The sequence below is a fragment of the Moorena producens PAL-8-15-08-1 genome, from assembly GCF_001767235.1.
Taxonomy (GTDB): Bacteria; Cyanobacteriota; Cyanobacteriia; order Cyanobacteriales; family Coleofasciculaceae; genus Moorena; species Moorena producens_A.
Map to the genome: position 1 here is coordinate 4,583,239 of NZ_CP017599.1, position 22,704 is coordinate 4,605,942.

Here is a 22,704-nt window from a genome sequence, read left to right on the forward strand (position 1 = left end):
CCCAAGTCCCTAACTGGATTTGAGCTTACCTTAACTTCTGAGTATTTGCTACCAAACTGTCAGCAAATTTATCGAAGCGCTCGGAAAGTTTTTTATCCAAAAGCTTGCCATCTTCACCAAAAGCTTTCCAAGCCTGACCAATTGCAATTTGCTCTGGAATCACCCAACTATGTACCCAGCGCATAATTATCCGTAGGTCATTGAGAGCGTTACTATTCGACTGACCCCCCAATACACTAATCAAACCGGTAACTTTCCCTTCGAGATGTTCAAAACTCATCAAATCTAGGGCATTTTTAAGTACACCACTGACACTACCGTGATATTCCGGTGTTGCCAGAATTAAGCCATCGGCTTGCTTCACGGTTTCTTGTAATCGGGTGACATCTGGATAGTCTGCATAGTCACTATCACCACTGCAAAATGGTAATTGCATCTGACGCAAGTCGAGGATTTCAGTGGATGCACCATTAGCTTTAACTCGGTCTATAGCATGCTTTAGAGCCTGATAGCTATAGGATTGAGGACGTAAACTACCACTAATTCCAACAATGTTCACCATCTCACTAACCTCTGTTTAACTATAGTGCTGAGTGCTGAGTGCTGAGTGCTGAGTACTGATTTCTGAACGCGATCGCGTGCGCGAATGCGCATATGCTGAACGCGATCGCGTGCGCGAATGCGCATATGCTGAGTCTGCTTGACTGTCAAGGGTCAAGCAAGCTGAGTGCTGAGTGTTTGAGTAGAGCAAGTTGTCCTCTGTTCTCGTCAAAGCTACCAATTATCAAAGACAGACGTTTTATACGTACTCGTTATGACTACGTTTAGTCTAGCAAGTTGGGAGCAACTTTGTCAAACTCCTTTTGTGGCAGATCGGAGTATGTCCGCCCAGGACCGTAAGCATACATTCGACCATCATGCTGTGACCGATAAGCCATAGGTGCGCTCTTACCATTAAGAATTAAATTCGCTCTTTGGGCGCGCCTATCGGCAAAGCCGACGCGGGGCGCGAACGGGCACGCACCTGATCATTTTGTTGTTTAATCGACAGGGCATGGAGATCAGCCGGAATGGCTAACACAGGTCCTGGTCGTTGACTAGTCATTAGAGCCCCTTAGCCAAGGAACTATTCAAGCTACAGCCCTTATGCCTAAAGCCATTCAACCATTAGCCAACGAACCTAACCAAATTAATGAAGAAAAACAGTCTCCTGATCTAGAGTCAACCTATTACTTGAATTGGACCGGTGGTACTGGCACTAAAGAATTGCTGCACTAGAGGATTATCTGTGGTATCTATCTCCCCAACGCTGCCGGACCACTGTACTTTGCCTTTGTAGAGAAAAACAACCCGGTCAGCGGTGCGGCGAATTGTGCTCTCCTGATGGGTGACCATTAGGTAAGTACTACAAGCGTTTTCGTCCCGTTGTATCTGGCGTACTAAATCTTCAATTACTGTTGAGGCGATCGGGTCAAGTCCAGCGGTTGGTTCGTCGTAGAGTAATACCTCTGGGTTGTCCCTGGGATTATCGGGATTGGAAATGATAGCACGGGCAAAACTGACTCGTTTGCGCATACCTCCTGATAACTCAGCTGGGTAGCGGTCTCCAATACCAGATAACCCTACCATTTCCAGACTTTGATTGACTAATTTCCTAATGCGATGATGTGGTAGTTTAGAGTGCTGGTAGAGCAAGAAACCCACATTCTCTTCCACGGTCAGCGAGTCAAACAACGCTGCCTGCTGAAATACCATACCAATGCCAATCGGGTCTTGAGCATCTTCTATTAAACCGGAGCGCCGTTGCCCTTTAACATAAACTTCACCGACATCAGCAGGTAGTAAGCCAGCAATAATCCGAAGAATTGTTGATTTTCCGGTTCCAGAAGGACCAATAATGACTAGGGCATCACCCTGATAAATTTTTAGATCCAACTGATTCAAAATGACATTGCTCCCAAACGATTTGCTCACTCCCTTCAGTTCAATTAGTGGTTCTGGCATCGGATATTTCTGACATTTTTCATTGTCTTCTCCATACAATGTATAACCTCTTCATCAAAGAGAACGACTTTTTGGTCATCAGGAAATTCTCCTGTATGCAGGCGCACAGCCACTTGTCCTAACCCCTCGCTATACAGAAGTTGCTTAAACAACAGGTTGTCCGTAAAGGACATAATGTGAGCAGCAATGGCGCACTCGCCTTCCCAGCCAAAGTCCACATCTAGTTTAACGTGATGCCTTTCATGAATACATCGGTAAATTAAGTTGACGTCCTTACCTAGTAGATCTGATTCATTATATTGGGCGCTGATTTTAACATTTCCTTGTTCAAAGTCCGCTTTGATGTCATGCAGACATAGATCTGCTCCTCGAAAGTAGGGTTGGTAGTCAACGTACTCAAAATTGACCCCTTGCAGTTCTACCTTTGCTAAGTCAATCACAAATTGACGAAACTCTTTAACTAACGATATAGGAGCTTCATAGGCTGGAGCTGTCATATAGCCCTTGGCTAATGCTTCAATTGTCATTATTATGATCTCCTCCTGTCCATACATGACCTCCTAAGAATTCTTATAGAACTTCTGCATTCACAATATATTCACAACTATTAGTAGAGGATAAGTGATATAGTCTCCCTAATAGTCCCATCATCTATGGGGGGGTTAACCCCCTGACTGTGTAAATCCTATGTTGGCAACAAAAGAGTTAAAGCTTCCGCGTTAAATTCGTAACGCTTGGAAGCCAAGTTGGGTTTCTTCTAAATTGTGATATTTCTTGACAATAAAGACGTCGCGACAACCACTTAAACAATCTTTAAGAATCCGCAAGAGTTCAAAAAGCTTGCCGTGAATTCACTTAAATACTTCTCGGGAATAGTGCAAGAGCTTTACCTGATTTTGATTTCAGAGGCACCATAGCAGGTTATTTGAGCAATCTCACCCTGACAAAGGCTTTCTTAATAATATCTAAATCATTCAAACCTCTTCAAGAGCCCATTAAATTAACTCTTCCCGCTCCGGTCATCAGTAATAACACGTACATAGCTAACACTCACTCAATTTCGGTTACTTCACATGGATTCGCTCTAACAATCTATGCACCGAAAATCTAGCTGTTGATTCCATAATCACTATGTGCTTACGGCTAATCACCGATACTATTTTCATGGCTTCAGGGATATTGCTTATTATTATTTATATCCGTAAAAAAGCCAATCTATAATCAGTGAATTTACGTAATCGTCTCTTGGGTTACAGGGGTAATCTTCAGTATTATAAATAGCTGTAAATGTTAACGTTTACCCTTCTTACTTACGTGCTTGACCCTAATGACTTCCTTTTCTATTTCACCAGCGAGATGACAACCAATCGAGAATCAGTGAATTTACGGACTCTGGGTTTTCGTCATGAGGGCAGTGACCAGCCTTAGGAATTCCTACAAATTTTACGTCTTTACCCTGATGACTCTGTTTTTGGAAGATGGTAGCACCAGAAATCGGTGTCCAAGGGTCTTCCTCTCCCCAAAGAATGAGTAGAGGACTTTGTAACTTCGGTAAAAGTTCACTAGGTCTAGGACCAGGAGGAGCAGTAAGAACTGATGCAAATACCTTTTGAGCACCGGGATCACAAGCAGGCTGGTAGATTAACTCTACAAGTTCCTCTGTAATGGCATCTGAATCACAGTAGACTTGACGGAGGGTGCTGCGGATGCGATTTTTCTGGCGGATACGGTTAAACAGGAACGGTCCAAAGGTTGGAGAGTTCACTAATCTGGTAAAAGCTCCCATCACCAACCGTAAAGGTAGATTTAGCTCTTCAGGGCGGTGATTGAGTCCACCAGCACTGTTGATTAAGACACCACCAGCAGCAATCTCAGGATAGTTTGTGACCACCATCAGACTTAACAAAGCACCAATGGAGTTACCGATAAATATGGTAGGTTCATTGATGTAGGTATCCCAAAAGTCCTTTATTTGTTGTTGCCACAACTCTACGGTGTAGGATCGGGCAGGTTTATCAGAACCTCCAAATCCCAGCAGATCGATGGCAAACACTCGATAACCCCCTGCGGCTAGGACAGGAATATTCTTGCGCCAATGTCCAATGGATGCCCCAAAACCATGAACCAAAAGTAGAGGCTTACCAGTCCCCATTACGGTGTATTCAATCTGGTTACCTTGCCAGTTCCAAACATGGTTTTCCGTAGTGTGGTAGGATAATGTATTTTGTGTAGACATAGCTTTTTGTTAACTTTAATTAACTTACTCATTTTAATATTACTAAACATTTAGGGACTAAGTTGATTCTGGATGATAAATTAGTTATAATAAAAACTGATATTAAAAGACGATTAAACATGACCTAGCAAGGATTGCTAAGGTTAATGCTTCAATATCAGCTTTACACTCCCAGCAAGATCCCACTTAAGCCTCCCTTGGTAAGTGGCGATGTAAGTGAGAAGATCGCGCATTGTATAATTTGGGATAATAGTGACCTGAAAGCTAGACCTGATCAGGATTTAGGGGCGCTTATCGCCCTCACAAGGAGAACTTCCTATGCAAATGAAGGGATGAAGGGGAGATTTTACTGGCTGGCTGCCAAATCTGCCTGCCAAATTATAGATCCATTAGAATTATTTATGACTTAAGGTTGATTGACTTCTAGTAAACCGGCAGGAGGCGTAATCTCAATCCGACCATTTTCGAGATCGACCACTGGTGCGATCGCTTTCACAAACGGAATCAGTACCGTTGCTGGCTGTGGTTCTTTCTTACCTTTGGGTTGGCGTTTCTTGCTAGTTCGAGTTGGTGGTGGAGTTTCCGGCTGGGTTGGGGGCGGTTGCACTGAAGATAGCAATTTGACTTTCAAAAGGTCATTACCAGCTGGGATCACGTCTACGACTACCCCCACAGCTTCACCAGTGAGTTGATTAAAGACTTCAAGGTCAATCAAATCTAAGATGTGATACTCATCTTCTTCTAACTCTGGGCGATCGCTGGCTGGTACCAACAGTTGATAACCGCGCAACGCCTCTGCCTGATCCCGGTTGTCTACCCCCTTTAGCTGCACAACATATAACCCTTTACCAGGGACAAAACGTCCCCAAAGTAATTCTACAGGTTGGGGTGGATTATCCTGGGGAGAGGAATCCCCTCTAATCCCCCGCGAGGAAGGGGGAAGTGGTGGTTTTAACCAGCGCTGTCCTGGCTCCTCAAACCTCTCGGGAAAGTCAGAACTTGGATAGACTCGCAACTCTCCTTTTAACCCATAGGGGGAAACAATTCTACCGATTTCTAGCCAGTCGTCATTGGTCATTTGAGCATTTTTCAGGTTAGTGAAGTAAGCACTAAGGGCAAGGTAGTACCATCATCCCTAAAGGGGTCCGAGAGCGTGGATAGCGCGGACCTGTCATTTTATTTTATCCTGATTCCCGGCATTTGGCTGAGAAAAAATCAGAGAAAACACACTATAAATTTTTATGATAATTATCTATAAAAATCTAATATAAAATCAAAAAATATTTTCAATTAATCCGTGAATTATTATAGCAAATATTAGGTTAAACCACAACTATAAAAGTATTAGTTTTTTTGCCGTTTTCTAATAAATAAGGTAATTAGAAAACTTCTAAATAGGTTGTGAGCTATAACCTAGACAGAATGCCGACAATAACAGGGCTTGTGGGCTTCTGCATATTGAAAACTCGTTTATAAAAGTTATCGATGCTAACAGTCTAATCAGAGTTGCTTCAATCAACGCAATTGGCCATTAGTTCACCTTCTAGAGCTGAATGGCTTTGTGGAAGGAAGGGATTGAGATTGTCCAGCGTCTCCTGATGCTGGTCGGCAATGGATCGGACTGGGAAAATTGTCTAGATTTGACCTAACCTTAATCCTCCCTCTTATCTTTGACTACATCATAAAGCTGATTTAAACTAAATTATTCCTTTATCATCCTAATAATTTACATACCAAATGGTTAGCTATTTGTCAAATTTTTTATACATCCTCGGAGAAAGAAAACTCCGACTTATCCCTCTTCTGTTATTAATCTTACTAACCTCTCTCCTGGATACTGTAGGTATTGGACTTGTCGGGCCATTTATGGGGTTAGCTACTAACCCAAGGTTGATTGAACTAAATTATCGGCTGCATTGGGTTTATGTCAAGTTAGGTTTAACTTCTGAAGTTCAGTTTATTGCCTTGCTAGGTTTAATCATTATTCTTGCTTTCTGGACTAAATCCTTATTAAGTTTCCAAGCTCAAAAATATATCTTTAAATTTAGCTTTACTCAGTACGGTGAACTATCCTCAAATTTGCTCCATGCCTACTTGGTAGCTCCTTACACATTTCATATTAGGAAAAATACGGCTTTTTTGATCAACACGGTTTTGGAAGACTCTGGAGTTTTTAGTGTAAAATTCATGATTCCTTTCCTAAAAACCGTAGCTAGTTTTATTATTATAGTATTTTTAGTTGTTTTACTAATAATCACCGATCCAATCGCAACAATCACTCTAGCCTTGATTTTACTAATTCCCTTAGGAATTATCTACCAATTTAAAGACAAAATTTCCGAATGGGGAAAAAAGGTATCTCAATCTAAGGAAGAAATGATTCGCATCATAAATCATAGCCTTGGAGGATTAAAAGAAACACGAATTATTGGTTGCGAATCTTACTTTGAAAAGCAAATGAATGATCAAGTCGATCAACTGGTTAATGGCATGACATCGTTTCATACGTTTCAAGCTTTGCCTCGCATTATAATTGAAGCGATTTTAGTGACATTTTTAGTTGCTTTTGTCTCTATAGTCTTAGTCTTTAACCTTGGGACAGAAAATATTATCCAAGTTTTAGGTATTTTTGCTTTGGCTTCCGTACGTATGATTCCAGCATTTAGTCATTTAACATCTAATATTGCTTTGATGCGAAACTCCAGCTATTCGATTAATAAAATCTACTTGGATTTAAAAGAGTTAGAAGAGATTGAAGTAGAGGAAATTTTTGAGCCTACATATTTATCAGATTTATCTGCCCTATCCAAGCCTAATACTCCCTCATCTCAATTCAGGGATTTTGTCAACTCCATTGACGTTAATAGAAGTCTATCACACCAGGATAATCACATCGAAATTGATAGAATTACCTACCGCTATCCCAAGGTTTTAGACCCTACTATTATGAATATATCGTTGACTATTAACAAAGGTCAATCTATTGCTTTAATCGGTAAATCAGGCTCAGGGAAGACAACATTAGTTGATGTTATTTTAGGTCTGTTAGCACCTGAAAGTGGTGAGATTAGGTACAATGGTAAATCGATATATAATAACCTGCGTTCCTGGCAAAATTTAATTGGCTACATCCCACAGTCGATTTTTCTCATAGATGACACAATCGAAGGAAATATTGCCTTTGGTATTCCAAAGCATTTGATTGATCGAGAACGATTAGATCAGGCTATGCAATCTGCTCAACTTGCGGAGTTTGTTGAGGAATTGCCTGAGGGAGTTAACTCTGTTGTTGGTGAACGGGGAGTGCGTTTATCTGGTGGTCAACGTCAGCGGATAGGAATTGCTCGCGCACTTTACCATCAGAGGGAAATTTTAGTCCTAGATGAGGCGACTTCTGCACTAGATAATGAAACTGAATACTTGGTTAATGAAGCAATTAAATCCTTGAATGGCACTAAAACGATGATTATCATTGCCCATCGTCTCTCTACTATTGAACATTGTGATTGTATCTATTTACTCGATCAAGGTCGTTTAGTGAAGTCAGGTACTTATCAAGACATAATTTTAAATGAACAAAGCTTTAATTTTTGAATTGGAAAGGGGCAGGAGCAGGTTAGTTATAGCAATTCTCTCTCCCATGAAGTGCAAATATATCCCGCTAAATCCCCCTTAAAAAGGGGGACTTCAGCTGCACCTAAATTTCCCTTAAAAAGGGGGACTTCAGCTGCACCTAAATTTCCCTTAAAAAGGGGGACTTCAGCTGCAATATCAAACCTGATACTAATCCTAAATGACTAGCTTACTTTTACCAAAACTAAATTATCTTCTTCCTTTGTTTCATAGCTTGTCAAGGGTTTGTCTGCAGGTCCTTTCGTTACTTTGCCATCTAAATCAAATTTAGAACCGTGGCAAGGACAGTTAAATATTTTGTCCTCTTGCTTCCAATCCACGCTACAACCTTGGTGAGTACACCTAGGGTTTACGGCAACAAGACTATTGTTGCTCAGATTACGCACGACTAGAATATCTGCTATCTTGTCGCTAATTTTGCCTTTTTCTTCTAACTCCTGCACTGTGCCAACGGCTTGAAATCCATCCTCTCGCACCGACTTATCAATATTAGGGCTTTTCTTTTCTGTTGCTTTTGGCGGACTTGGCTCAGGACTACAGGCAGCTAATGCTACTGGTAGATAAGTAGCTAATGCACCAACACCAAACCAGCCCATAAATTTACGACGATCCATTGTATACCTCTATGTTGCAAACGATTTATTTTAATAATAAACCATAATTAAAAATTAATTATATTATCTCTCAAACTAGGAATTTTTAATCAAAACTATGACCAGCTAAATTAGGGTGATAATCTCTTCCTCATTAGTTGGTATTATGCATTTTTAGTTAGTTTGAATTTGTTTTAATTTTCTTTAGCCATCACCGGTTGGTTTGGGCTCAATTGTTTCACTAAATTTTCACTAGAGTTAGAGAGCAACCAACGATTATGTCTGGTAGCGGCAGCTGCTACAAATAATAAGTCTAAGCCAACGAGAGTACCGACAATTAATTCTGAGCCACCAGTGCTAAACCCATAACTGTGTAAACCAGTACCGAGAACAAAGTTAACGCCATACCAAGCCATCAACACAGCATTAAAACAAACTACACTAATGACTGCCATGCCAAAGTCTGCTAACCATCCTACCAGACGACCATGTAAGGGGACTATGTAACACATTAGGGCAATCAACGCCCAGGTTTCTTTGGGGTCCCAACCCCAGAAGCGACCCCAGGAGAAGTGAGCCCAGATCCCACCGAGAATAATGCCAGTAGTGAGCAGTAAAACACCAATTTGTAGGACTCGATAGTTGAATTTTGATAGATGGGCAATTCGTTGAAAGGATTGGGGAGCAACTAGATAATGTCCTAGAATAATATGTCCTAATCCCATTGCTAATGCAAAACTAGCATAGCTGAGGGTAATGGTGGGAACGTGGATACTGAGCCAGAAGTTGTCCCGTAGTACTGGTACAAGGGGGGCAATACTTGGATCTAGAACGGCTGGAAGACTGTCTGCTAGAAGAAGACAAAGGATTGATAAAGGAGCAGCGGCTAACAGATAGTATTTTGCTTGGTAGATTAGCTCAAATACTAGGGCAATGGCGGCAATCCCAAATCCAACCCACACTACGGATTCATACATATTGGTGACTGGGGGACGTCCGGCAATTTCCATGCGGGTGATAAAGCCGTAGCCTTGGATGAAAAGACCTGTGAGGAAAATTCCTACTGCACCTGAGTAGAGGTCGAATTGTTTGAAGGATAATCCTAATAACAGGACTAGTAATGCGATCGCATAAATTTTCCAGGCTTTACTAAACGGGCGAAAACTAGAGAAGTTAACTTCCCGTTGCAGCACGGAATCCTTGGGGTAAATTTCAGGGCTAAGAGCGGCTAACTGCTGATGTAGTGTTTCGGCGACTTGCCCAACCTCAACAGTAGTCAGTAGGGGATCTAAACGATAGGTTTGTTTGAGTATTTGGTAACTCTGCTGTAGAGGGCTAATTTGTTCGTTGGTGTAATACTGTTGCGATTGAGGTATGCTTACCCAAGTGCCTTTACTATCGCTGGGATGGGGAACTAGGGGTAGGGTATCAGTACCTACCGTGCGTAACATTAATGCCAGTCTGTCTTCTATGGTGAGGGCTTCTCGTTCGTCTCTGGTCAGCTCAATGTTGTCCGCTTCTTTTTGATTGGCTTCCAGAACCATGGCACCTAGGTTGGAACTGACTAATTCTCCGAAGGAGAAGTATTTTTGTTCTAGGTCAAGACCAATTTTTTCTTTGAGGGGGCGGTAGGTCAGTAGAATGAAGGGTTCTTGGTTCCAGTCTCGGTTATTAAACCATAGGGATAGGTAGGTTTGGAGATAGTTGAGAGTTTGATTGTTTTCTAGGCGGTAGTTAGTTGAACCGTGGATTTTGGCTACGGTTTCTCGAGCTACGGTGTCTAAGGGTTTTTTGCGTCCATCCAGTTGAACCGCTAGGGTTTGTAAGGGGTCTAGGGGTGATGGTTGCAGTTGGGTTGGAGGTATGATCAGGATTACGATTCCGAGACAGAGTCCGATTAGGAGTTGGAGTGGTTTCATCAGAGCACAGCGGTAAAAGCTAAACAGAGGTAAACGCTAATCTGAACTAGAACAAAGTATGCTAGGGAGAATGGTAGTACAAGGCCACTTCGGATTTGGGCACACAGAACACAAAAGGACAGGTTTAGAAATAATTTTGGTACTAAAGATGCTGTCAAACGTTTAACCTGCAACGTTCTTGAACCTTAAACCTTGGCCTATTGGCCACGCTACGCGAACGACGTTTAACCTTCAACTTTCAACCCTCAACCTGCAACCTACAACTTTCAACCTCCTGTGGCTGGCGGCGCAGTTTTTTGGCTACCCCTCGACCATAGAACATGATGGTGATGCCACTGATTACTAGACCGGAGCCTGTCCAGGTTAAGGCAGTTACCCAGGCTGGTTCTCGCTTGATTTGTAGGGTTGATTGTTTTAAGTCACCGGGATTCCAGGAAGCTTGGGCTATTTTCCAGCCTTGATACCAGGTGGGATGGTTCATCCAAACGTTGCGGTGGGAGATGACATTGTGATCCCGGTCTTCGAGCCGGATTTTGCTAGTCCACATGGCAACGGAATCACTGCCTTCATTGCGTTCTACGATGAAGTCTTCTAATGCGATCGCAAACGGCAGTTGCAAGAGTTTGGGACTAAACGCAGCAAATATTTCTCCTGTTGGTTCGTTAATGGTAGTCGGTTCGCCCCAGGGTAACCAGGTTTGGGTTCCGGTTTCGGTGCTGACTAATAAAGCTGGTACTCCCTTAACGGTTGGGTCAAATACAGGTATGACCTGACGATTAATTTTGCCATGGGGAATATACTCGTCTAGGGTAATTTGGAAGTCTGCCCAACCGGGACTTACAGCTTTTCCAACCTCTAAAGTCCCAGATTTAAATCCTTTCGAGGAATGGGCAGCATAGAATAGCTGACCTGATTGAGTCACGATCACCCGGAAATAATCCTGTGATTGCTGGGGTTGAATGTTATAGCTAATCTCAATTCCTTCTAGGGGTTCTCCTGATACAACTGAACGAATTGGGGGAAAGTTTTCCTTTCCAAACACAAACCAGCGTTCAAGCCCTTCTGGTGTGGATACCTCCAACTGTACTGCGGGATTTCTCAGTTGTTGGGAGGCCGTGGTAGGTTGGTTGTTGCTGTCTAGTCGGAAATCCGGCCAAAAATCGACGACTTTGACTGAGGAGTCTGGGGCTTGGGATGACAGAGCTTGTTTTATATCGATAATCTCTGTATCTGTATTTTCCCTTTCTTTTGAGGTTACCTCGATGCTTCCCCAAGGACTCAGGTTTTGTTCTTGAGGGGGGGATAGCAGAGATTTGCCTTTTCCTGTCGCTACCGTATCTACCTGAATGATTTCTAATTCAGCTGGCCCAATCCCTACTTTGCTATAGGCTACTGGGGCTACAGCTAAATAGCGCTCTAGGGTTTGCCCCATGCGATCGCTTTTCAAGCGTAATCGCACAGCTGGATTATCTACTGCTAGATTATCTGCCGTTGCCCCTTCGGTAAAACTGACTGTTTTGATGGTGTTGTCGCTGTAGTCTAGCAAGGACAGTTTACCAATTTGCTTGGGGATCACTGAACCATCTGGCTTGATCAATACATCAGCCTGCTGCAACTCTGATGATGGTGTCATCACTTCCAACAATTCCCCTTCAACCCGAATCTGATTGCTCGAAGCCATATCGGTGCGCAAAGGTAACATGCCCTCTACACCTAAGTGGATTACAGCCGCTGAACCAGCGATAATTACGATGATACCAAGATGGGTCAGAGCAAAGCCGATTTTACGCGCACCTCGCCAGGGATAGCGATACAGAGCTGAGACCGCTAAGTTGAGGGCTAGTAGGAACATTAAGGCCCCAAACCACGGACTTTTGTAAATCTCTTGTTGCACGGTAGTTGACCCTACCTGAGATTCGTAAAACGTCGCCCCAATTAAGATAGCGACAATCATACTAAGTAAAGGGACAGCTAGTTTAATCGAGCCAATAAATTTTAAGGTATGCTCAAGCATATAGCAATCCTAGGTTATTTTTGAACATACTGGTCAATCTTGGAAGCACATAACATGGTTCAGTAACTAGAAGGTAATTATGAATAGTTTTTACCAATAATTTATAACTTATCTCTATATAATATACCCTGGTCTCAAACAATTTTATCAACAGAAGCTCTTTCCTAAATTATATTTTTTTTCGCTTTTTTCAAACTAAGCGATCGCTTTTACCAAAACGCCTTAACGTCATCTACAATTACCATTAATTTAAATTAATACTGTATTCATTTATACATTTAGCAATTTTTTAATCTTAAAGGTGTAGTCAATTAGCCTACTAAATTAAACATTACTCAACTATTCCGTAAACGCGATCGCTAACATCATACTTCGATACTGGCCATATCACGGTCTGTCTATAATTTCTCATCTGTAAGGAATTGTCACTAACACCAGACCGAATCCAGATCACGTTTGAGGTTATCTATGCTGTTGTACACTAGTCCATCTAGCCAACTTACCACAACCAATCCTGAGGAAGTACTGAAGCGATATGCTAGGGGAGAACGGGATTTTCGGGGGATCAATCTGACTGATGAAATGTTGAGTTGGGTAGATCTTGAGGGGGTAAATCTTAGTGGTGCTCAGCTTTATGTATCTATCTTAGAAGGGGTTAACCTTACCGAAGCGAACCTTACTAGAGCTAACCTCAGTTGGATAGACTTAACTGCAGCTACTTTAATCAAGGCAAATTTGACTGAAACTAACTTACACAAAGCAGACTTGCGTGGAGCGGATTTGAGTGGTGCTAACCTTCAGGGCTCAGATTTAAGTGGTGCTAACCTTCAGGGAGCGGATTTGAGTGGTGCTAACCTTAGTGGTGCAGACTTAACTAGTGCAGTAATGTCTCGTAGTTTTGATATCGGTATCTTAAAGTTGGCAGCTTTCTAGACAGATATTATTTAAGGTTGTGTTGTTGTTCGCGTAGCGTGGCCGTTCGCGTAGCGTGGCCTAAAGGCCAAAAGGCCAAGGTTGAAGGTTGTTCGCGTAGCGTGGCCGTTCGCGTAGCGTGGCCTAAAGGCCAAAAGGCCAAGGTTGAAGGGTTGAAAGTTGAAGGGTTGAAGGTTGAAAGTTGGTTTGTTTAAAGTTTAATAACCTGTAACTTTCTAACCTGTAACTTTCTAACCTGTAACTTTCTAACCTGCAACTTGTAACAGCTTGTCATCTATGGTCATCCTGTTTTCAGGATAATAGCTCTTGCAGCACTTTAGTGATAATTGTTTCAGGGATTTTGCCAACTAGGATTTCTGTCTCTTGTTGATTACTGTCTAGAAATGTGAATTGAGGCACACCAGTCACTCGGTATTTTTCAATCGGTTTAGCCCACTGGGGGTCATCTATATTTAGCATCACCCAATTGACAGTTTTTCCATACTGTTGGTGTACTTTATTTAGTATGGGAGCCATGGATTGACAAGTGGTACACCAGTCAGCGTAAAATTCTATTACAGTTGGCTTATTATTGCTCAGAGCAACGTCATAAGGGACGGATTGCTTTGCCATTGTCTTGATTAGAGCTAACCCAGCCACGCTCGAAGTGCTAAGGCTAGATACATCAGAACGAGTTAGGAAAAATGTTCCAGCGGCGAATACAACAGTGATTATTCCTACAACAATGCTGAGTTTTGCCCTGAGTTTTCCTTTATCACTATTCATGATTACCTCTTGCCAAAGTATTCTCTTAATCAAATATACCTCCGACACCTCCCTATTCCCTATTCCCTGTTCCCTATTCCCTGTTCCCTATTCCCTATTCCCTATTCCCTATTCCCTGTTTACTGATAGTAATAGGCGAGAAATATGTGAAATCCTAGCATGACAAAGAAGACACTGACTAGGAAGATATGGGTGGATAGCCAGATAGAGCGTAGATTACGAATTAGGGGACCTTTAGATATACCCGGTAGCATCGTGCCAATGCCATCCTTTGCTGGCACCCAACCAAAATATTTTCTAGGAGATTCTAGCACCCCGGTTTCCGCCACAACACCGACTAAAGCCGATAGGGTTACACCAAAAAATACCCAAAGGAATATAGAATTAAAATTCTTCCCTGTCGCCCCAATGGTATGAATTAATGTTGTTCCTAAAAGGGCGACTCCCAAAAAGATATGTAAACTCCGCCACAGCTGTATGGAACCAGGAATAGTAAACTTAATCATCCAGCCACGACTACGCTTTCTAGCCGTTAGTACCATCTCAAACAATACAAAGGCTAGGGATAGATAGCCGGTAATTTGCTTATAAAGTTCCCCTTGTAAAAGCTGATACCATTTAAAATAATTGTCCCGCAGCATCGGTAGATAAAGGGGACTGAGGGCAAAGGGAGTCAGAATTACCACACAGATGAAGGTGAGGATGATTAAGGTAGAAAATTTGGGCTTCATAACATAGTGGCTTTTCGGTTAAACCTATTTTTTAAGCAGTCAGCATTCAGCATTCAGCAGTCAGCAGTCAGTAGTCAGCATTCAGCATTCAGCAGTCAGCATTCAGCAGTCAGCAGTCAGCAGTCAGCAGTCAGCAGTCAGCAGTCAGCAGTCAGCAGTCAGCAGTCAGTAGTCAGCAGTCAGCAGTCAGCCTTTGGGTGATAGCACCTCAAGTAGCGTGCGCGTAGCCCATAAGCTAATAGCTGATAGCTGATAGCTGATAGCTAATAGCTGATAGCTGATAGCTGATAGCTGATAGCTGATAGCTGATAGCTAATAGCTGACACATTTCCCCTAAAAATTAGGTGCCTTTTAGAGGCAGATTAATGATGATGCCACCCATGACTTCGCCCATCTCAAAGACTTTGTCGGGATAGCGCTCTTTGTGGACAGGATGGGTGTTGTGGCAAGAGACACAGGCTTCAGCCACAGCTTTATCAGGGTAGACTGCAGAATAATAGGTTGTACCAGCAATTTCTTGATAGTCCATGTAAGGCTCACCAGTTTCAACCACTTCTGCCATCGCTTTCTTTTCAAATTCAGATTTTGGCGCTTGGTTATCGTTGATGTTCCAAGGGGAAATTAAGCCGTAAGTAAACTGTCCGTTCTCAGAAGCAATCTCTGCTCCTAGACGGAACATCTGAGCTGGTAGGGGAATACCACCAGTTTGTTGCCAACCTTCAGTGGCTTCCGCATCAACTACTCCCTTTGGCTTCTCTTTGCCTTCTAATTTCGTCAAGCGGTTAATGACGTGCTTGGTGTAGGCGGTGCGGTCTGCTAACAGCACGGTATGGATATAATCCACAACTAATTCTGGAGCAACACCTCCAGCTTGCTGGCTTGAACCACCGCCACAAGCTACAACAGTGACGCAAATCGCTAAAGCTAAAGCAACTAAGCCTACAGCTTTGGTTTTCATGCGATGTAGCAATGTATTGATTGCCATGATTTCGTGTTTCCTCTCGTTCTATTTAATTACTATGACGTAGCTATAACATGGCTATGACTAGCGCTAATTTAATGATTAGCGTTAGCTAGTAGCGTTAACTAGTAGCGTTAATTAGTAGCTTTAACTACTAGTAGCGTTAACTAGTAGCGTTAATTAGTAGCTTTAACTACCAAGTAGCAATTAGTAGCTTTAACTACTCTTCAGCGTTACTCGACCGTTTCTTCTCAAATTCACGAACTAGATCAAAGGTTTCTAGCTTTAGGGTAGGAGGTTCAGCAAAGTTTTCCTCCACTAGCTCATCGTCGAAGATGCTGTTATAGCTATACTCGACGCTGTGGCAGTTCATACAAACTTCCTTAACCATGCGATCGCGTGGTTTAAGAGTAAACGTATTGTTGTGATTAACGACAATGGTGTTTTCTGTGTTTTCCAGCTGCTGACGAGGTAAATGACAGGTAGCACAGGTTACCGATTCACCATTAGGTCTGGGTAAGGTGCCTTGGTCAGCAAATAGTTGGGCATGCTTTGAGTTTTGATAGTTAAGGGAGTGGCTGTCATTATGACAGGTCAAGCAGGAATCTACAGAGGCTTGCCAGGTATCTACAGAATGGACATTGTGACAGGTGTTGCAGTTCATTTGCTTGTCTATCGCTGACTCTTTCATCGGCAAATGAGCCATTGCTGGTGTCAAGGGAGATAGTCCTTCTGAGATCCGAATGCCATGCTTACCATACAAAAACGTCTCAACTGCTACCTCATGGCAACTTTGACAACTTTCCTGAGTTGGTTTAACCACTAATTCTTTAGTTTCAGAGTCTTGGTGACAGCTAGAGCAGTTGACGTCTGCTAAGGCATGAGCACTGCCTTCCCACAACTGATTAATCTCAACTAATTCCGCTTGGGAAAGCGATGCACCGGGGTCTTTGGGCACACCCCCATTAGTGGCTACATCAATAACGGTGTTTGCGTTACCTCGGATACTGGTGACGAATACCAACCCAATTAGGACGAGTAGAATCACAATCAGTTTTTTCATGACTCGCTCCCCAGGAATTCTTCACCTAAATCGGGAGTAGGCGGTTCTTCTAATTCCGCAGTAACTGTCCGCTCCAACAGTACAGGTTCTGGCAACATCGGCAACTGATCAAGATTCTGACGCAGGAATCCTGTGGAGATGGAGCGGTGGTCGTGGAAATTATGACAGCCTGCGGTCCAGCAACCATCCCGAGTAAATCCTGTATGACTGGCTAAGTCACCGGTGATGATGCCTTCATGGCAAGCCATACATAGGTCTGGCTTGAGGTGAACTCCTCGCCCAAACATATGGACGTGTTCGTTATGACAAGCAGTACAGGTCAGTACATCTATCTTGGTTAAGAGTTCAGCCCAACGGGGGTCACGGAACTTTTTAGTTCCGTGAGTATCTGCTGCCATTTCGGCTTCGTGACAGCGCATACAGGTTTCGTTGGTGACCGGTTTAAACCCCTCATGACAGGAGTTACAGGACACCTCAAACAAAACATGCCCCTCCGAGGTAGTGCCAGGAAGGAACACACTGCGGTGATCTAATGCGAAGGCAGCGGTTAACCACGTTAGTAGGATCACCATCACACCGATGATGACTACTTTGGATTGGAGAATAGTGGGCTTAAAAAACTTACCTAGATTGCTTGGCATTGTTAACTATTTACATCCCCATGGCTTACAACAGCATGGCCAGGATCAGGGTAACAATTCCACCAGCGCCAAACACTCCACCGATTAATGGCCAGTTAATGTTTGTTTCCGGCACCTCATACTGTTGGGGGCTGGGTTTTGTGGACTCTGGTTTTGGGGCATCTAACTCCACTTCTTCAGAGGAATAATCTGCACCATCCAACATGATGCTGGTAATGGCTCCGTAGGCATCTACCCAGGCTTGCTTGACTTCTGGTGTCCAATCCGCGCCCAAGTATTGCTCAAAGGTTTTTAGGAGGCTATTGCCCACTAATGGATAATGTTCTGGCAGCGCTCCATACTTAACATGTCTGGCTCCTAGTCCTTTGAGGGCTGCACCGAGGGTATCTGGTTTGCGTAGATTTTCTACTACCAGTACCAAGGAAGCCAGCAGTTTTTTCTGTTGGGCACCCATGTCTGTGGTATCGAACAGAGGCTGGGCGGCTGGATAATCGGTGAATAGATTTTCGTAAAAGCTAGCTACAAATTCTGTAGCGCGAGGCTTAACCTGATCAAAGCTTTGTTCTAATAGTTCGACTTGTAAAGACATTGTTCTATATCACTCCATGGGATTTACATGGGATTTACATAAGATTTAACTGTTAGCTTGGCACCGAGACCACGATAATTACTTCAACCCACTTCTGGGTTGGGGTTAATTAGCGATGCAGTGCGGTCGTGGGGGTTCTCCCCGTGAGCAACTGCATCAAGAAAGGTAGACACCTTGACATCTCCTAAAGGTAGATGCCCAGTGGAGATAACCTCCCACCAGGCAGGATTGTGAAGATGTCTAACTGTGTAAGGTTCCCACTGACTAACACTGACTAAGTCGATGTGATTAGATCAATAGTCCATATCGAGATATAACGATAGGTTTCACAATCGTGAAACATCGTAGCTTTTGTTACAAAGAATTTATAAAAATGTATTAAATGCATTAAAATTTTGCATTGAATACATTTTTGATTTGATAATTACGCTTTGATTGGAGAACGCTTAAATTAGAGTCCGATATTCGGGTCGGAAAATCAGCTGTTCGTCGGATCAGTCTCCTCTCCTATCGAGAATAGTAGTCAAATGCACTTAATTTGGTGCAGTTAATTTTTTATTGCCGTGAGGCAACGATTAAACAATGCTGAACATTTTAAAACAAGCCAGTCTTGCTGGACAGCAGGAAAATTTTTCATTACTAACTCAACATCTTCAGCAGTTGTCCTTAGGGAAAAATGGTCAGACACAGCACCGGTTAAATGATGAAGAATTTAACCTAGCCTTGAGTCTGGGATTACAGGTGCTAAAGAGTGGGGATTTTCACGAAAAATGGGATTTAGTAAAGGTGCTACCAAAACTGGGGAAAGCTGTTATTGCTCCGGTGATCAGCATCCTAGAAGATGAAGCACTAGATTTGGAAGTCCGTTGGTTTGCTGGTCGGATCTTAGGTCAGTTTGATGACCCGGCAGTGGTGATGGTGCTAGTCAAATTCCTGAAGGATGGTGAGGATGAAGAGTTAGCCTATATGGCTTCTGAAGCACTGGCAAACATTGGCACTTCAGCAGTGGCGGCTTTAAGCCGTTTTCCAGAATCCCCAGAGGCCAGATTATTGGCAGTGCAAGCCCTGGCTCATATTCATCGTCCGGAAGTTATTGAGCCATTGCTGAGTGTGGTTAATGACCCCAGCTGGGAAATACGGGCTACTGCTATTGAAACCCTCAGTAATTTTCGCTCACCTTCAATTACTCCAGTGCTCCTGAACGCCTTAAGCGATAACGTGGCAGCGGTGAGGAAAGAAGCGGTGATTGGTCTAGGGTTACTACGCACTCTGTTGCCAGATTTAGATCTAGTCAAGCGGATTAAACCATTGCTTTATGACCTGAATTTGGAGGTTTGCCACCAAGCTGCGATCGCACTCGGACGTTTAGCTACCTTGGACGCCCATCAAGCGTTAGTTAAGGCACTCCAGTCACCACCTACACCAATCAGTTTACAAATCGAGATTGTCCGTGCTTTCAGTTGGGAGTTTACTACCAATTCCCTACAACAGTTGCAAGCAGTGCTGAGGTCGGCACCCACACCAGTCTGTCGGGAAATCATTAGCGTCCTGGGGATGGTAGAGTCAGACTATTTGAAACCCAAAGCCGCTGAGATTTTGATCGACTTTTGTCAATCAGGGCAAGTGGCTACCGAAGATCAGCAAATCAAACAAACTCTAGCTATGTCCCTAGGACAATTAGCTCAATTTGAATCAATACCATTACTGAAAGACTTGGTCGCAGACTCAGATCACTCCGTGAGCTTGCATGCGATCGCAGCCCTCAAAAAATTCCCATTGTAAATTTTGATTGTAAATTCCCAGTAAATTCCCATTAGTCTAGGTGCGTCAAGCCTTCAGGGCCTACCGTTGCTAACGCTTGCATTTTTTTGTGCTATACTCTATACTTGTGGTTTAATTCAGAAGTGGGCTACCCCTTAACTCAAATCCCTAAGGCGGATTTTAATTGAGGAGAGCCGATCTGAGCCATCCATAGAGAAAGAAAAATCAATAAAAAGCAAAGATATTGCGGAGCAAGCGTGGTTTAACAGCCAATTCTGGGCGTTTGCTTCATGATTTTGCCACAAAAATTTGCTAGCATCAAGTACACTCGCGAACCCTAGGGGACGATTTGGCAGAAGGCCGTTGAGTAATCCAGCCTCAATTGTTCCTAGACTTGCTCTGTGGATGGAGAAATACGAGTGAATATAAACGACGATCCCGTATTCAAAGCACTTCTGAGTTCACTGGACACAAATCCAGGCTTTGACTTTACCAAGCACGAGATTCCAGCTCAAAAGTGCCTCAAACTTGAATCACTAGATACTAAGCAATCCTATGCACCGCCGGATCTGCTCTATGCTGCTCTAGAGGAACTCTCTACGGGTTTTGAGGAACTCAGCGAGAAGTATGAGGCTTTGCAAGCGGCTTATGCTGTCTTAGAATCACGGCAACAACATTACCATAATTTGTTTGAATTGGCTCCCGAGGGTTACCTGGTAACCAATGGTCAAGGAATTATCCAAGAAGCAAACTATGCAGCTGCTAGTCTACTCAACGTACAGCAGTATTATCTGGTGGGTAAACCGCTGATGAGCTTTATCAGTGACGCTGAGTCTAATCGCTTCCAGCACCAACTCCACGAGCTCCAGGAATTGCAAAAGCTCAAGGACTGGCAAGTGGTGTTGTGTCCACGGCAAGGTAAACCTGTAGCGGTTGATATGTCTGTGTCTGTCTGTTGTGACTCTCAAGGCAATGTGGTTAGTATCCAGTGGCTGATACTCCATGTCACTGGGTTCTACAACTGCTAAAAAAACTTGAAGTCAAAGAGATCAGGGCTCTACAATCCGGTTTTAGCATTACCGTTTCTCTGGAATTGAGCAAACCCCTGAATAAGATCATCAATTAAGTAGAACAGATGGCTGATTCTTCCTATCCCCATCTTTTTCCATAATCAATTAACCTCGGCACCAACGTAGGGTTAGCTGGCTTTTGCTACTTCAACCAACGGAACCCCCTTTCACCCTTCAGCTTGCCATCAAAGCTTGCTGTTTCTATACAACCAGCTTGACGAGATGTTGCCCCAATCAAATAGTCAGAAAAGTCTGCTTTACCTTTTTTGTATCGCTGTAGAGCTTGATAGACGGTTGAGCGATTTTCAAATTTGAAGGCGGCACTATGTAGCATGGCTTCTAGGGTGTTGATGATTTCGTCTTTACGAAAACGGTAGTTTGCACCTCTGAGCACCCAAACCAGTTCGCACAAAACGATGTTGGCAACAAAGCAGGGTTGGTTATTTTGAATCAGATCAGAGGCTTGTTGCCATTGATGCTCATCGTCGCGGGTGAGATACCGAACAAGAATATTGGTGTCAATCCCAATCATTGGCTCCCTCAGAGATGGCGCTTTCCATGTCTTCGAGGCTGGCTGGTGGTTTACCTTGTCGATGCAGGATCCCTGATAAGGTTTCCACTGGAACATTGAGAGGAAACATTTTTACTTGACCCTCTTCGTCAATAACGAACTCAACCCTACTACCGCTGACAAGGTTAAGATGCTCCCGAATTTCTTCGGGGAGAGTGATTTGCCCGGTATCGGTGACTGTGGTGCTGAACATGGCTAGGATGCTTGTGATTGAGCTTTTACTGATAGTTTAACAAACCAATTAACTATTTTAAAAAGGCATCTAGTTTAATATTATGATATTTTATATACTCGGTATATGTTGTTAAAGTAGAGGATAGATGAAGCGATAAATATGGCATTGATGAATATCAAAATGGTTTGACCAGAAAGGGAAATTTTTTAATAGCATTCCTTGGAGCAGTGGAAAGCTGATCAATTCCTATAGATTTTATGTTTTTGGATAGGTCTAATCAAAAAATCCCCACACCAAGATCGTTGTCATAGCCCCTTACCGCCAGTCACCGATTATAACAAAGGGTGCCCAGTAATAGGGATGATCGTAGTTAGGGTCTTTCAAAACACTTAACTGAGCACGGCGCAGGGCTTCAGCTTTGGTAACGTTCCGTTGAGTGAATTCTTGGTAAAACTGAACCATAACCACAGCAGTGGCTTGGTCGTCAACAAACACCAGAGGGCCGATGATACTGCGTACTCTAGACCTTAGGGCTAATCCCGCTAATCCAAAAGGTGTTTGATTATTCCCTTGAGCACCTTCACAACTACTGAGAACAAGTAATTCAATCGGGTCGAATTTTTCCTGTTCTCTTGAACCCAGTAACTCATCAAATTCCTTGGCTGTAATTTTTTTGTCCCAAGCCAATATAAATGTATCTTGTGAAGAAAACTCTCCATTGGTTGCCAAGTGAAGTATAGGGAAGTAAGAGGAGTTAAGTGCGTTTTCCAGGGCTGTACTAGTGAAGCTCTCATCGAGTAGGACTGAACTCGGTATCATTGAGCTAATTTTTTTTACCTCCACCTCAACAAAGGGTAAATTTGAATAGTTTTGGTGTGCTTTAGAAACTCGATTCATCTCAGAAAGTCCAGCAATCAAAGCTCTTAAAGGTCTTTGTTTCCGAGGCTGGGGCTCTAGTATCTGTAAAGCGGGAGTGACAGCAATGGTATATTTTTCTACTAAATACTGCTCACCGTCGTAGAGAGCTGCCATAGGAATATTTCTT

Annotated in this window: 25 protein-coding genes; 6 read left to right on the top strand and 19 right to left on the bottom strand. The window is 43.1% G+C overall.

All coding sequences use genetic code 11. The features are described 5' to 3' along the window. Positions 1-25: 25 nt before the first annotated feature. The 6 genes from BJP34_RS17020 to rimM form a co-directional block, all read right to left on the bottom strand. Positions 26-562, bottom strand: coding sequence for an NADPH-dependent FMN reductase (locus BJP34_RS17020; RefSeq protein ID WP_070393371.1), 537 nt, complete (start codon positions 560-562; stop codon positions 26-28). Beyond that, complete coding sequence (locus BJP34_RS48990; protein WP_267876591.1) at positions 556-687, bottom strand: hypothetical protein; 132 nt, start codon at positions 685-687, stop codon at positions 556-558. Before BJP34_RS48990 ends, BJP34_RS17020 begins: the two co-directional genes overlap by 7 nt. 534 nt (positions 688-1,221) lie before the next feature. After that, on the bottom strand, positions 1,222-2,004 hold the full coding sequence (locus BJP34_RS17025; RefSeq protein WP_070393372.1) for an ABC transporter ATP-binding protein: 783 nt from the start codon (positions 2,002-2,004) through the stop codon (positions 1,222-1,224). Then, positions 1,989-2,531: a hypothetical protein gene (locus tag BJP34_RS17030; RefSeq protein WP_070396719.1), complete on the bottom strand. Its 543-nt coding sequence runs from the start codon at positions 2,529-2,531 to the stop codon at positions 1,989-1,991. Before BJP34_RS17030 ends, BJP34_RS17025 begins: the two co-directional genes overlap by 16 nt. 818 nt (positions 2,532-3,349) lie before the next feature. Then, entirely contained in the window at positions 3,350-4,240 is an 891-nt protein-coding gene (locus tag BJP34_RS17035) for an alpha/beta fold hydrolase (RefSeq protein WP_070393373.1), read from the bottom strand. A 406-nt stretch (positions 4,241-4,646) separates the two neighbouring features. Next, positions 4,647-5,318: a ribosome maturation factor RimM gene (rimM, locus tag BJP34_RS17045; protein WP_070393375.1), complete on the bottom strand. Its 672-nt coding sequence runs from the start codon at positions 5,316-5,318 to the stop codon at positions 4,647-4,649. 659 nt (positions 5,319-5,977) lie between these two features. On the opposite strand from rimM, the gene BJP34_RS17050 reads away from it, so the two are divergent. Next, entirely contained in the window at positions 5,978-7,834 is a 1,857-nt protein-coding gene (locus BJP34_RS17050; RefSeq protein ID WP_070393376.1) for an ABC transporter ATP-binding protein, read from the top strand. 203 nt (positions 7,835-8,037) lie between these two features. Here the strand turns inward: BJP34_RS17050 and BJP34_RS17055 are convergent, their stop codons facing one another. The 3 genes from BJP34_RS17055 to BJP34_RS17065 form a co-directional block, all read right to left on the bottom strand. Beyond that, entirely contained in the window at positions 8,038-8,487 is a 450-nt protein-coding gene (locus BJP34_RS17055) for a ubiquinol-cytochrome c reductase iron-sulfur subunit (protein WP_070393377.1), read from the bottom strand. Positions 8,488-8,660: 173 nt separating this feature from the next. Then, positions 8,661-10,385 (bottom strand): cytochrome c biogenesis protein, encoded by a 1,725-nt coding sequence (locus BJP34_RS17060; RefSeq protein ID WP_070393378.1) that lies wholly within the window; start codon positions 10,383-10,385, stop codon positions 8,661-8,663. A 238-nt stretch (positions 10,386-10,623) separates the two neighbouring features. Beyond that, positions 10,624-12,399, bottom strand: a complete 1,776-nt coding sequence (locus BJP34_RS17065; protein ID WP_070393379.1) for a cytochrome c biogenesis protein ResB — start codon at positions 12,397-12,399, stop codon at positions 10,624-10,626. Between the two features lie 468 nt (positions 12,400-12,867). On the opposite strand from BJP34_RS17065, the gene BJP34_RS17070 reads away from it, so the two are divergent. Further along, positions 12,868-13,332, top strand: a complete 465-nt coding sequence (locus BJP34_RS17070; protein ID WP_070393380.1) for a pentapeptide repeat-containing protein — start codon at positions 12,868-12,870, stop codon at positions 13,330-13,332. Positions 13,333-13,339: 7 nt separating this feature from the next. On the opposite strand, the gene BJP34_RS48995 is transcribed toward BJP34_RS17070, so the two are convergent. Continuing rightward, entirely contained in the window at positions 13,340-13,474 is a 135-nt protein-coding gene (locus tag BJP34_RS48995) for a hypothetical protein (RefSeq protein WP_267876592.1), read from the bottom strand. 149 nt (positions 13,475-13,623) lie between these two features. Beyond that, positions 13,624-13,944 (bottom strand): thioredoxin domain-containing protein, encoded by a 321-nt coding sequence (locus tag BJP34_RS17075; protein WP_229424413.1) that lies wholly within the window; start codon positions 13,942-13,944, stop codon positions 13,624-13,626. Between the two features lie 4 nt (positions 13,945-13,948). On the opposite strand from BJP34_RS17075, the gene BJP34_RS47555 reads away from it, so the two are divergent. Then, positions 13,949-14,260 (top strand): hypothetical protein, encoded by a 312-nt coding sequence (locus tag BJP34_RS47555; protein ID WP_229424414.1) that lies wholly within the window; start codon positions 13,949-13,951, stop codon positions 14,258-14,260. On the opposite strand, the gene BJP34_RS17080 is transcribed toward BJP34_RS47555, so the two are convergent. After that, positions 14,217-14,828 carry a hypothetical protein gene (locus tag BJP34_RS17080; protein WP_070393382.1) on the bottom strand — a complete coding sequence of 204 codons (612 nt, stop codon included), beginning with the start codon at positions 14,826-14,828 and terminating at the stop codon, positions 14,217-14,219. The two genes, BJP34_RS47555 and BJP34_RS17080, sit on opposite strands and share 44 nt — an antisense overlap. Before the next feature lie 6 nt (positions 14,829-14,834). Between BJP34_RS17080 and BJP34_RS17085 the strand changes: the two genes are divergently transcribed. After that, positions 14,835-15,029, top strand: a complete 195-nt coding sequence (locus BJP34_RS17085; protein ID WP_070393383.1) for a hypothetical protein — start codon at positions 14,835-14,837, stop codon at positions 15,027-15,029. A gap of 139 nt (positions 15,030-15,168) precedes the next feature. On the opposite strand, the gene BJP34_RS17090 is transcribed toward BJP34_RS17085, so the two are convergent. The 4 genes from BJP34_RS17090 to BJP34_RS17105 all read right to left on the bottom strand — a co-directional run bounded on the left by BJP34_RS17090 (position 15,169) and on the right by BJP34_RS17105 (position 18,082). After that, a complete protein-coding gene (locus BJP34_RS17090; protein WP_070393384.1) occupies positions 15,169-15,813 on the bottom strand; it encodes a Tll0287-like domain-containing protein in 645 nt (214 codons plus the stop codon). A 196-nt stretch (positions 15,814-16,009) separates the two neighbouring features. Continuing rightward, positions 16,010-16,852, bottom strand: coding sequence for a cytochrome c3 family protein (locus tag BJP34_RS17095; protein WP_070393385.1), 843 nt, complete (start codon positions 16,850-16,852; stop codon positions 16,010-16,012). Then, complete coding sequence (locus tag BJP34_RS17100; protein WP_070393386.1) at positions 16,849-17,493, bottom strand: cytochrome c3 family protein; 645 nt, start codon at positions 17,491-17,493, stop codon at positions 16,849-16,851. The genes BJP34_RS17095 and BJP34_RS17100 overlap by 4 nt, the downstream gene beginning before the upstream one ends. A 25-nt stretch (positions 17,494-17,518) precedes the next feature. Further along, entirely contained in the window at positions 17,519-18,082 is a 564-nt protein-coding gene (locus tag BJP34_RS17105; protein ID WP_070393387.1) for a globin family protein, read from the bottom strand. A gap of 582 nt (positions 18,083-18,664) precedes the next feature. Here BJP34_RS17105 and BJP34_RS17110 point away from each other — a divergent pair. Beyond that, a complete protein-coding gene (locus BJP34_RS17110; RefSeq protein WP_070393388.1) occupies positions 18,665-19,864 on the top strand; it encodes a HEAT repeat domain-containing protein in 1,200 nt (399 codons plus the stop codon). A 398-nt stretch (positions 19,865-20,262) separates the two neighbouring features. Continuing rightward, complete coding sequence (locus BJP34_RS17115; protein ID WP_158517266.1) at positions 20,263-20,871, top strand: PAS domain-containing protein; 609 nt, start codon at positions 20,263-20,265, stop codon at positions 20,869-20,871. A 184-nt stretch (positions 20,872-21,055) separates the two neighbouring features. On the opposite strand, the gene BJP34_RS17120 is transcribed toward BJP34_RS17115, so the two are convergent. From BJP34_RS17120 to BJP34_RS17130, 3 genes are all read right to left on the bottom strand, one after another. Continuing rightward, entirely contained in the window at positions 21,056-21,445 is a 390-nt protein-coding gene (locus BJP34_RS17120) for a PIN domain-containing protein (RefSeq protein ID WP_070393390.1), read from the bottom strand. Beyond that, complete coding sequence (locus BJP34_RS17125; protein ID WP_070393391.1) at positions 21,432-21,677, bottom strand: AbrB/MazE/SpoVT family DNA-binding domain-containing protein; 246 nt, start codon at positions 21,675-21,677, stop codon at positions 21,432-21,434. Before BJP34_RS17125 ends, BJP34_RS17120 begins: the two co-directional genes overlap by 14 nt. Positions 21,678-21,974: 297 nt before the next feature. After that, positions 21,975-22,691, bottom strand: coding sequence for a CHAT domain-containing protein (locus tag BJP34_RS17130; RefSeq protein ID WP_070393392.1), 717 nt, complete (start codon positions 22,689-22,691; stop codon positions 21,975-21,977). Between the last annotated feature and the right edge of the window lie 13 nt (positions 22,692-22,704).

Coding starts and splice junctions, on each gene's coding strand:
- BJP34_RS17020 (WP_070393371.1), bottom strand. CDS start 562: ATGGTGAACATTGTTGGAATTAGTGGTAGTTTACGTCCTCAATCCTAT.
- BJP34_RS48990 (WP_267876591.1), bottom strand. CDS start 687: ATGCGCATTCGCGCACGCGATCGCGTTCAGCATATGCGCATTCGCGCA.
- BJP34_RS17025 (WP_070393372.1), bottom strand. CDS start 2,004: ATGCCAGAACCACTAATTGAACTGAAGGGAGTGAGCAAATCGTTTGGG.
- BJP34_RS17030 (WP_070396719.1), bottom strand. CDS start 2,531: ATGACAATTGAAGCATTAGCCAAGGGCTATATGACAGCTCCAGCCTAT.
- BJP34_RS17035 (WP_070393373.1), bottom strand. CDS start 4,240: ATGTCTACACAAAATACATTATCCTACCACACTACGGAAAACCATGTT.
- rimM (WP_070393375.1), bottom strand. CDS start 5,318: ATGACCAATGACGACTGGCTAGAAATCGGTAGAATTGTTTCCCCCTAT.
- BJP34_RS17050 (WP_070393376.1), top strand. CDS start 5,978: ATGGTTAGCTATTTGTCAAATTTTTTATACATCCTCGGAGAAAGAAAA.
- BJP34_RS17055 (WP_070393377.1), bottom strand. CDS start 8,487: ATGGATCGTCGTAAATTTATGGGCTGGTTTGGTGTTGGTGCATTAGCT.
- BJP34_RS17060 (WP_070393378.1), bottom strand. CDS start 10,385: ATGAAACCACTCCAACTCCTAATCGGACTCTGTCTCGGAATCGTAATC.
- BJP34_RS17065 (WP_070393379.1), bottom strand. CDS start 12,399: ATGCTTGAGCATACCTTAAAATTTATTGGCTCGATTAAACTAGCTGTC.
- BJP34_RS17070 (WP_070393380.1), top strand. CDS start 12,868: ATGCTGTTGTACACTAGTCCATCTAGCCAACTTACCACAACCAATCCT.
- BJP34_RS17075 (WP_229424413.1), bottom strand. CDS start 13,944: ATGGCAAAGCAATCCGTCCCTTATGACGTTGCTCTGAGCAATAATAAG.
- BJP34_RS17080 (WP_070393382.1), bottom strand. CDS start 14,828: ATGAAGCCCAAATTTTCTACCTTAATCATCCTCACCTTCATCTGTGTG.
- BJP34_RS17090 (WP_070393384.1), bottom strand. CDS start 15,813: ATGGCAATCAATACATTGCTACATCGCATGAAAACCAAAGCTGTAGGC.
- BJP34_RS17095 (WP_070393385.1), bottom strand. CDS start 16,852: ATGAAAAAACTGATTGTGATTCTACTCGTCCTAATTGGGTTGGTATTC.
- BJP34_RS17100 (WP_070393386.1), bottom strand. CDS start 17,493: ATGCCAAGCAATCTAGGTAAGTTTTTTAAGCCCACTATTCTCCAATCC.
- BJP34_RS17105 (WP_070393387.1), bottom strand. CDS start 18,082: ATGTCTTTACAAGTCGAACTATTAGAACAAAGCTTTGATCAGGTTAAG.
- BJP34_RS17110 (WP_070393388.1), top strand. CDS start 18,665: ATGCTGAACATTTTAAAACAAGCCAGTCTTGCTGGACAGCAGGAAAAT.
- BJP34_RS17120 (WP_070393390.1), bottom strand. CDS start 21,445: ATGATTGGGATTGACACCAATATTCTTGTTCGGTATCTCACCCGCGAC.
- BJP34_RS17125 (WP_070393391.1), bottom strand. CDS start 21,677: ATGTTCAGCACCACAGTCACCGATACCGGGCAAATCACTCTCCCCGAA.
- BJP34_RS17130 (WP_070393392.1), bottom strand. CDS start 22,691: ATGGCAGCTCTCTACGACGGTGAGCAGTATTTAGTAGAAAAATATACC.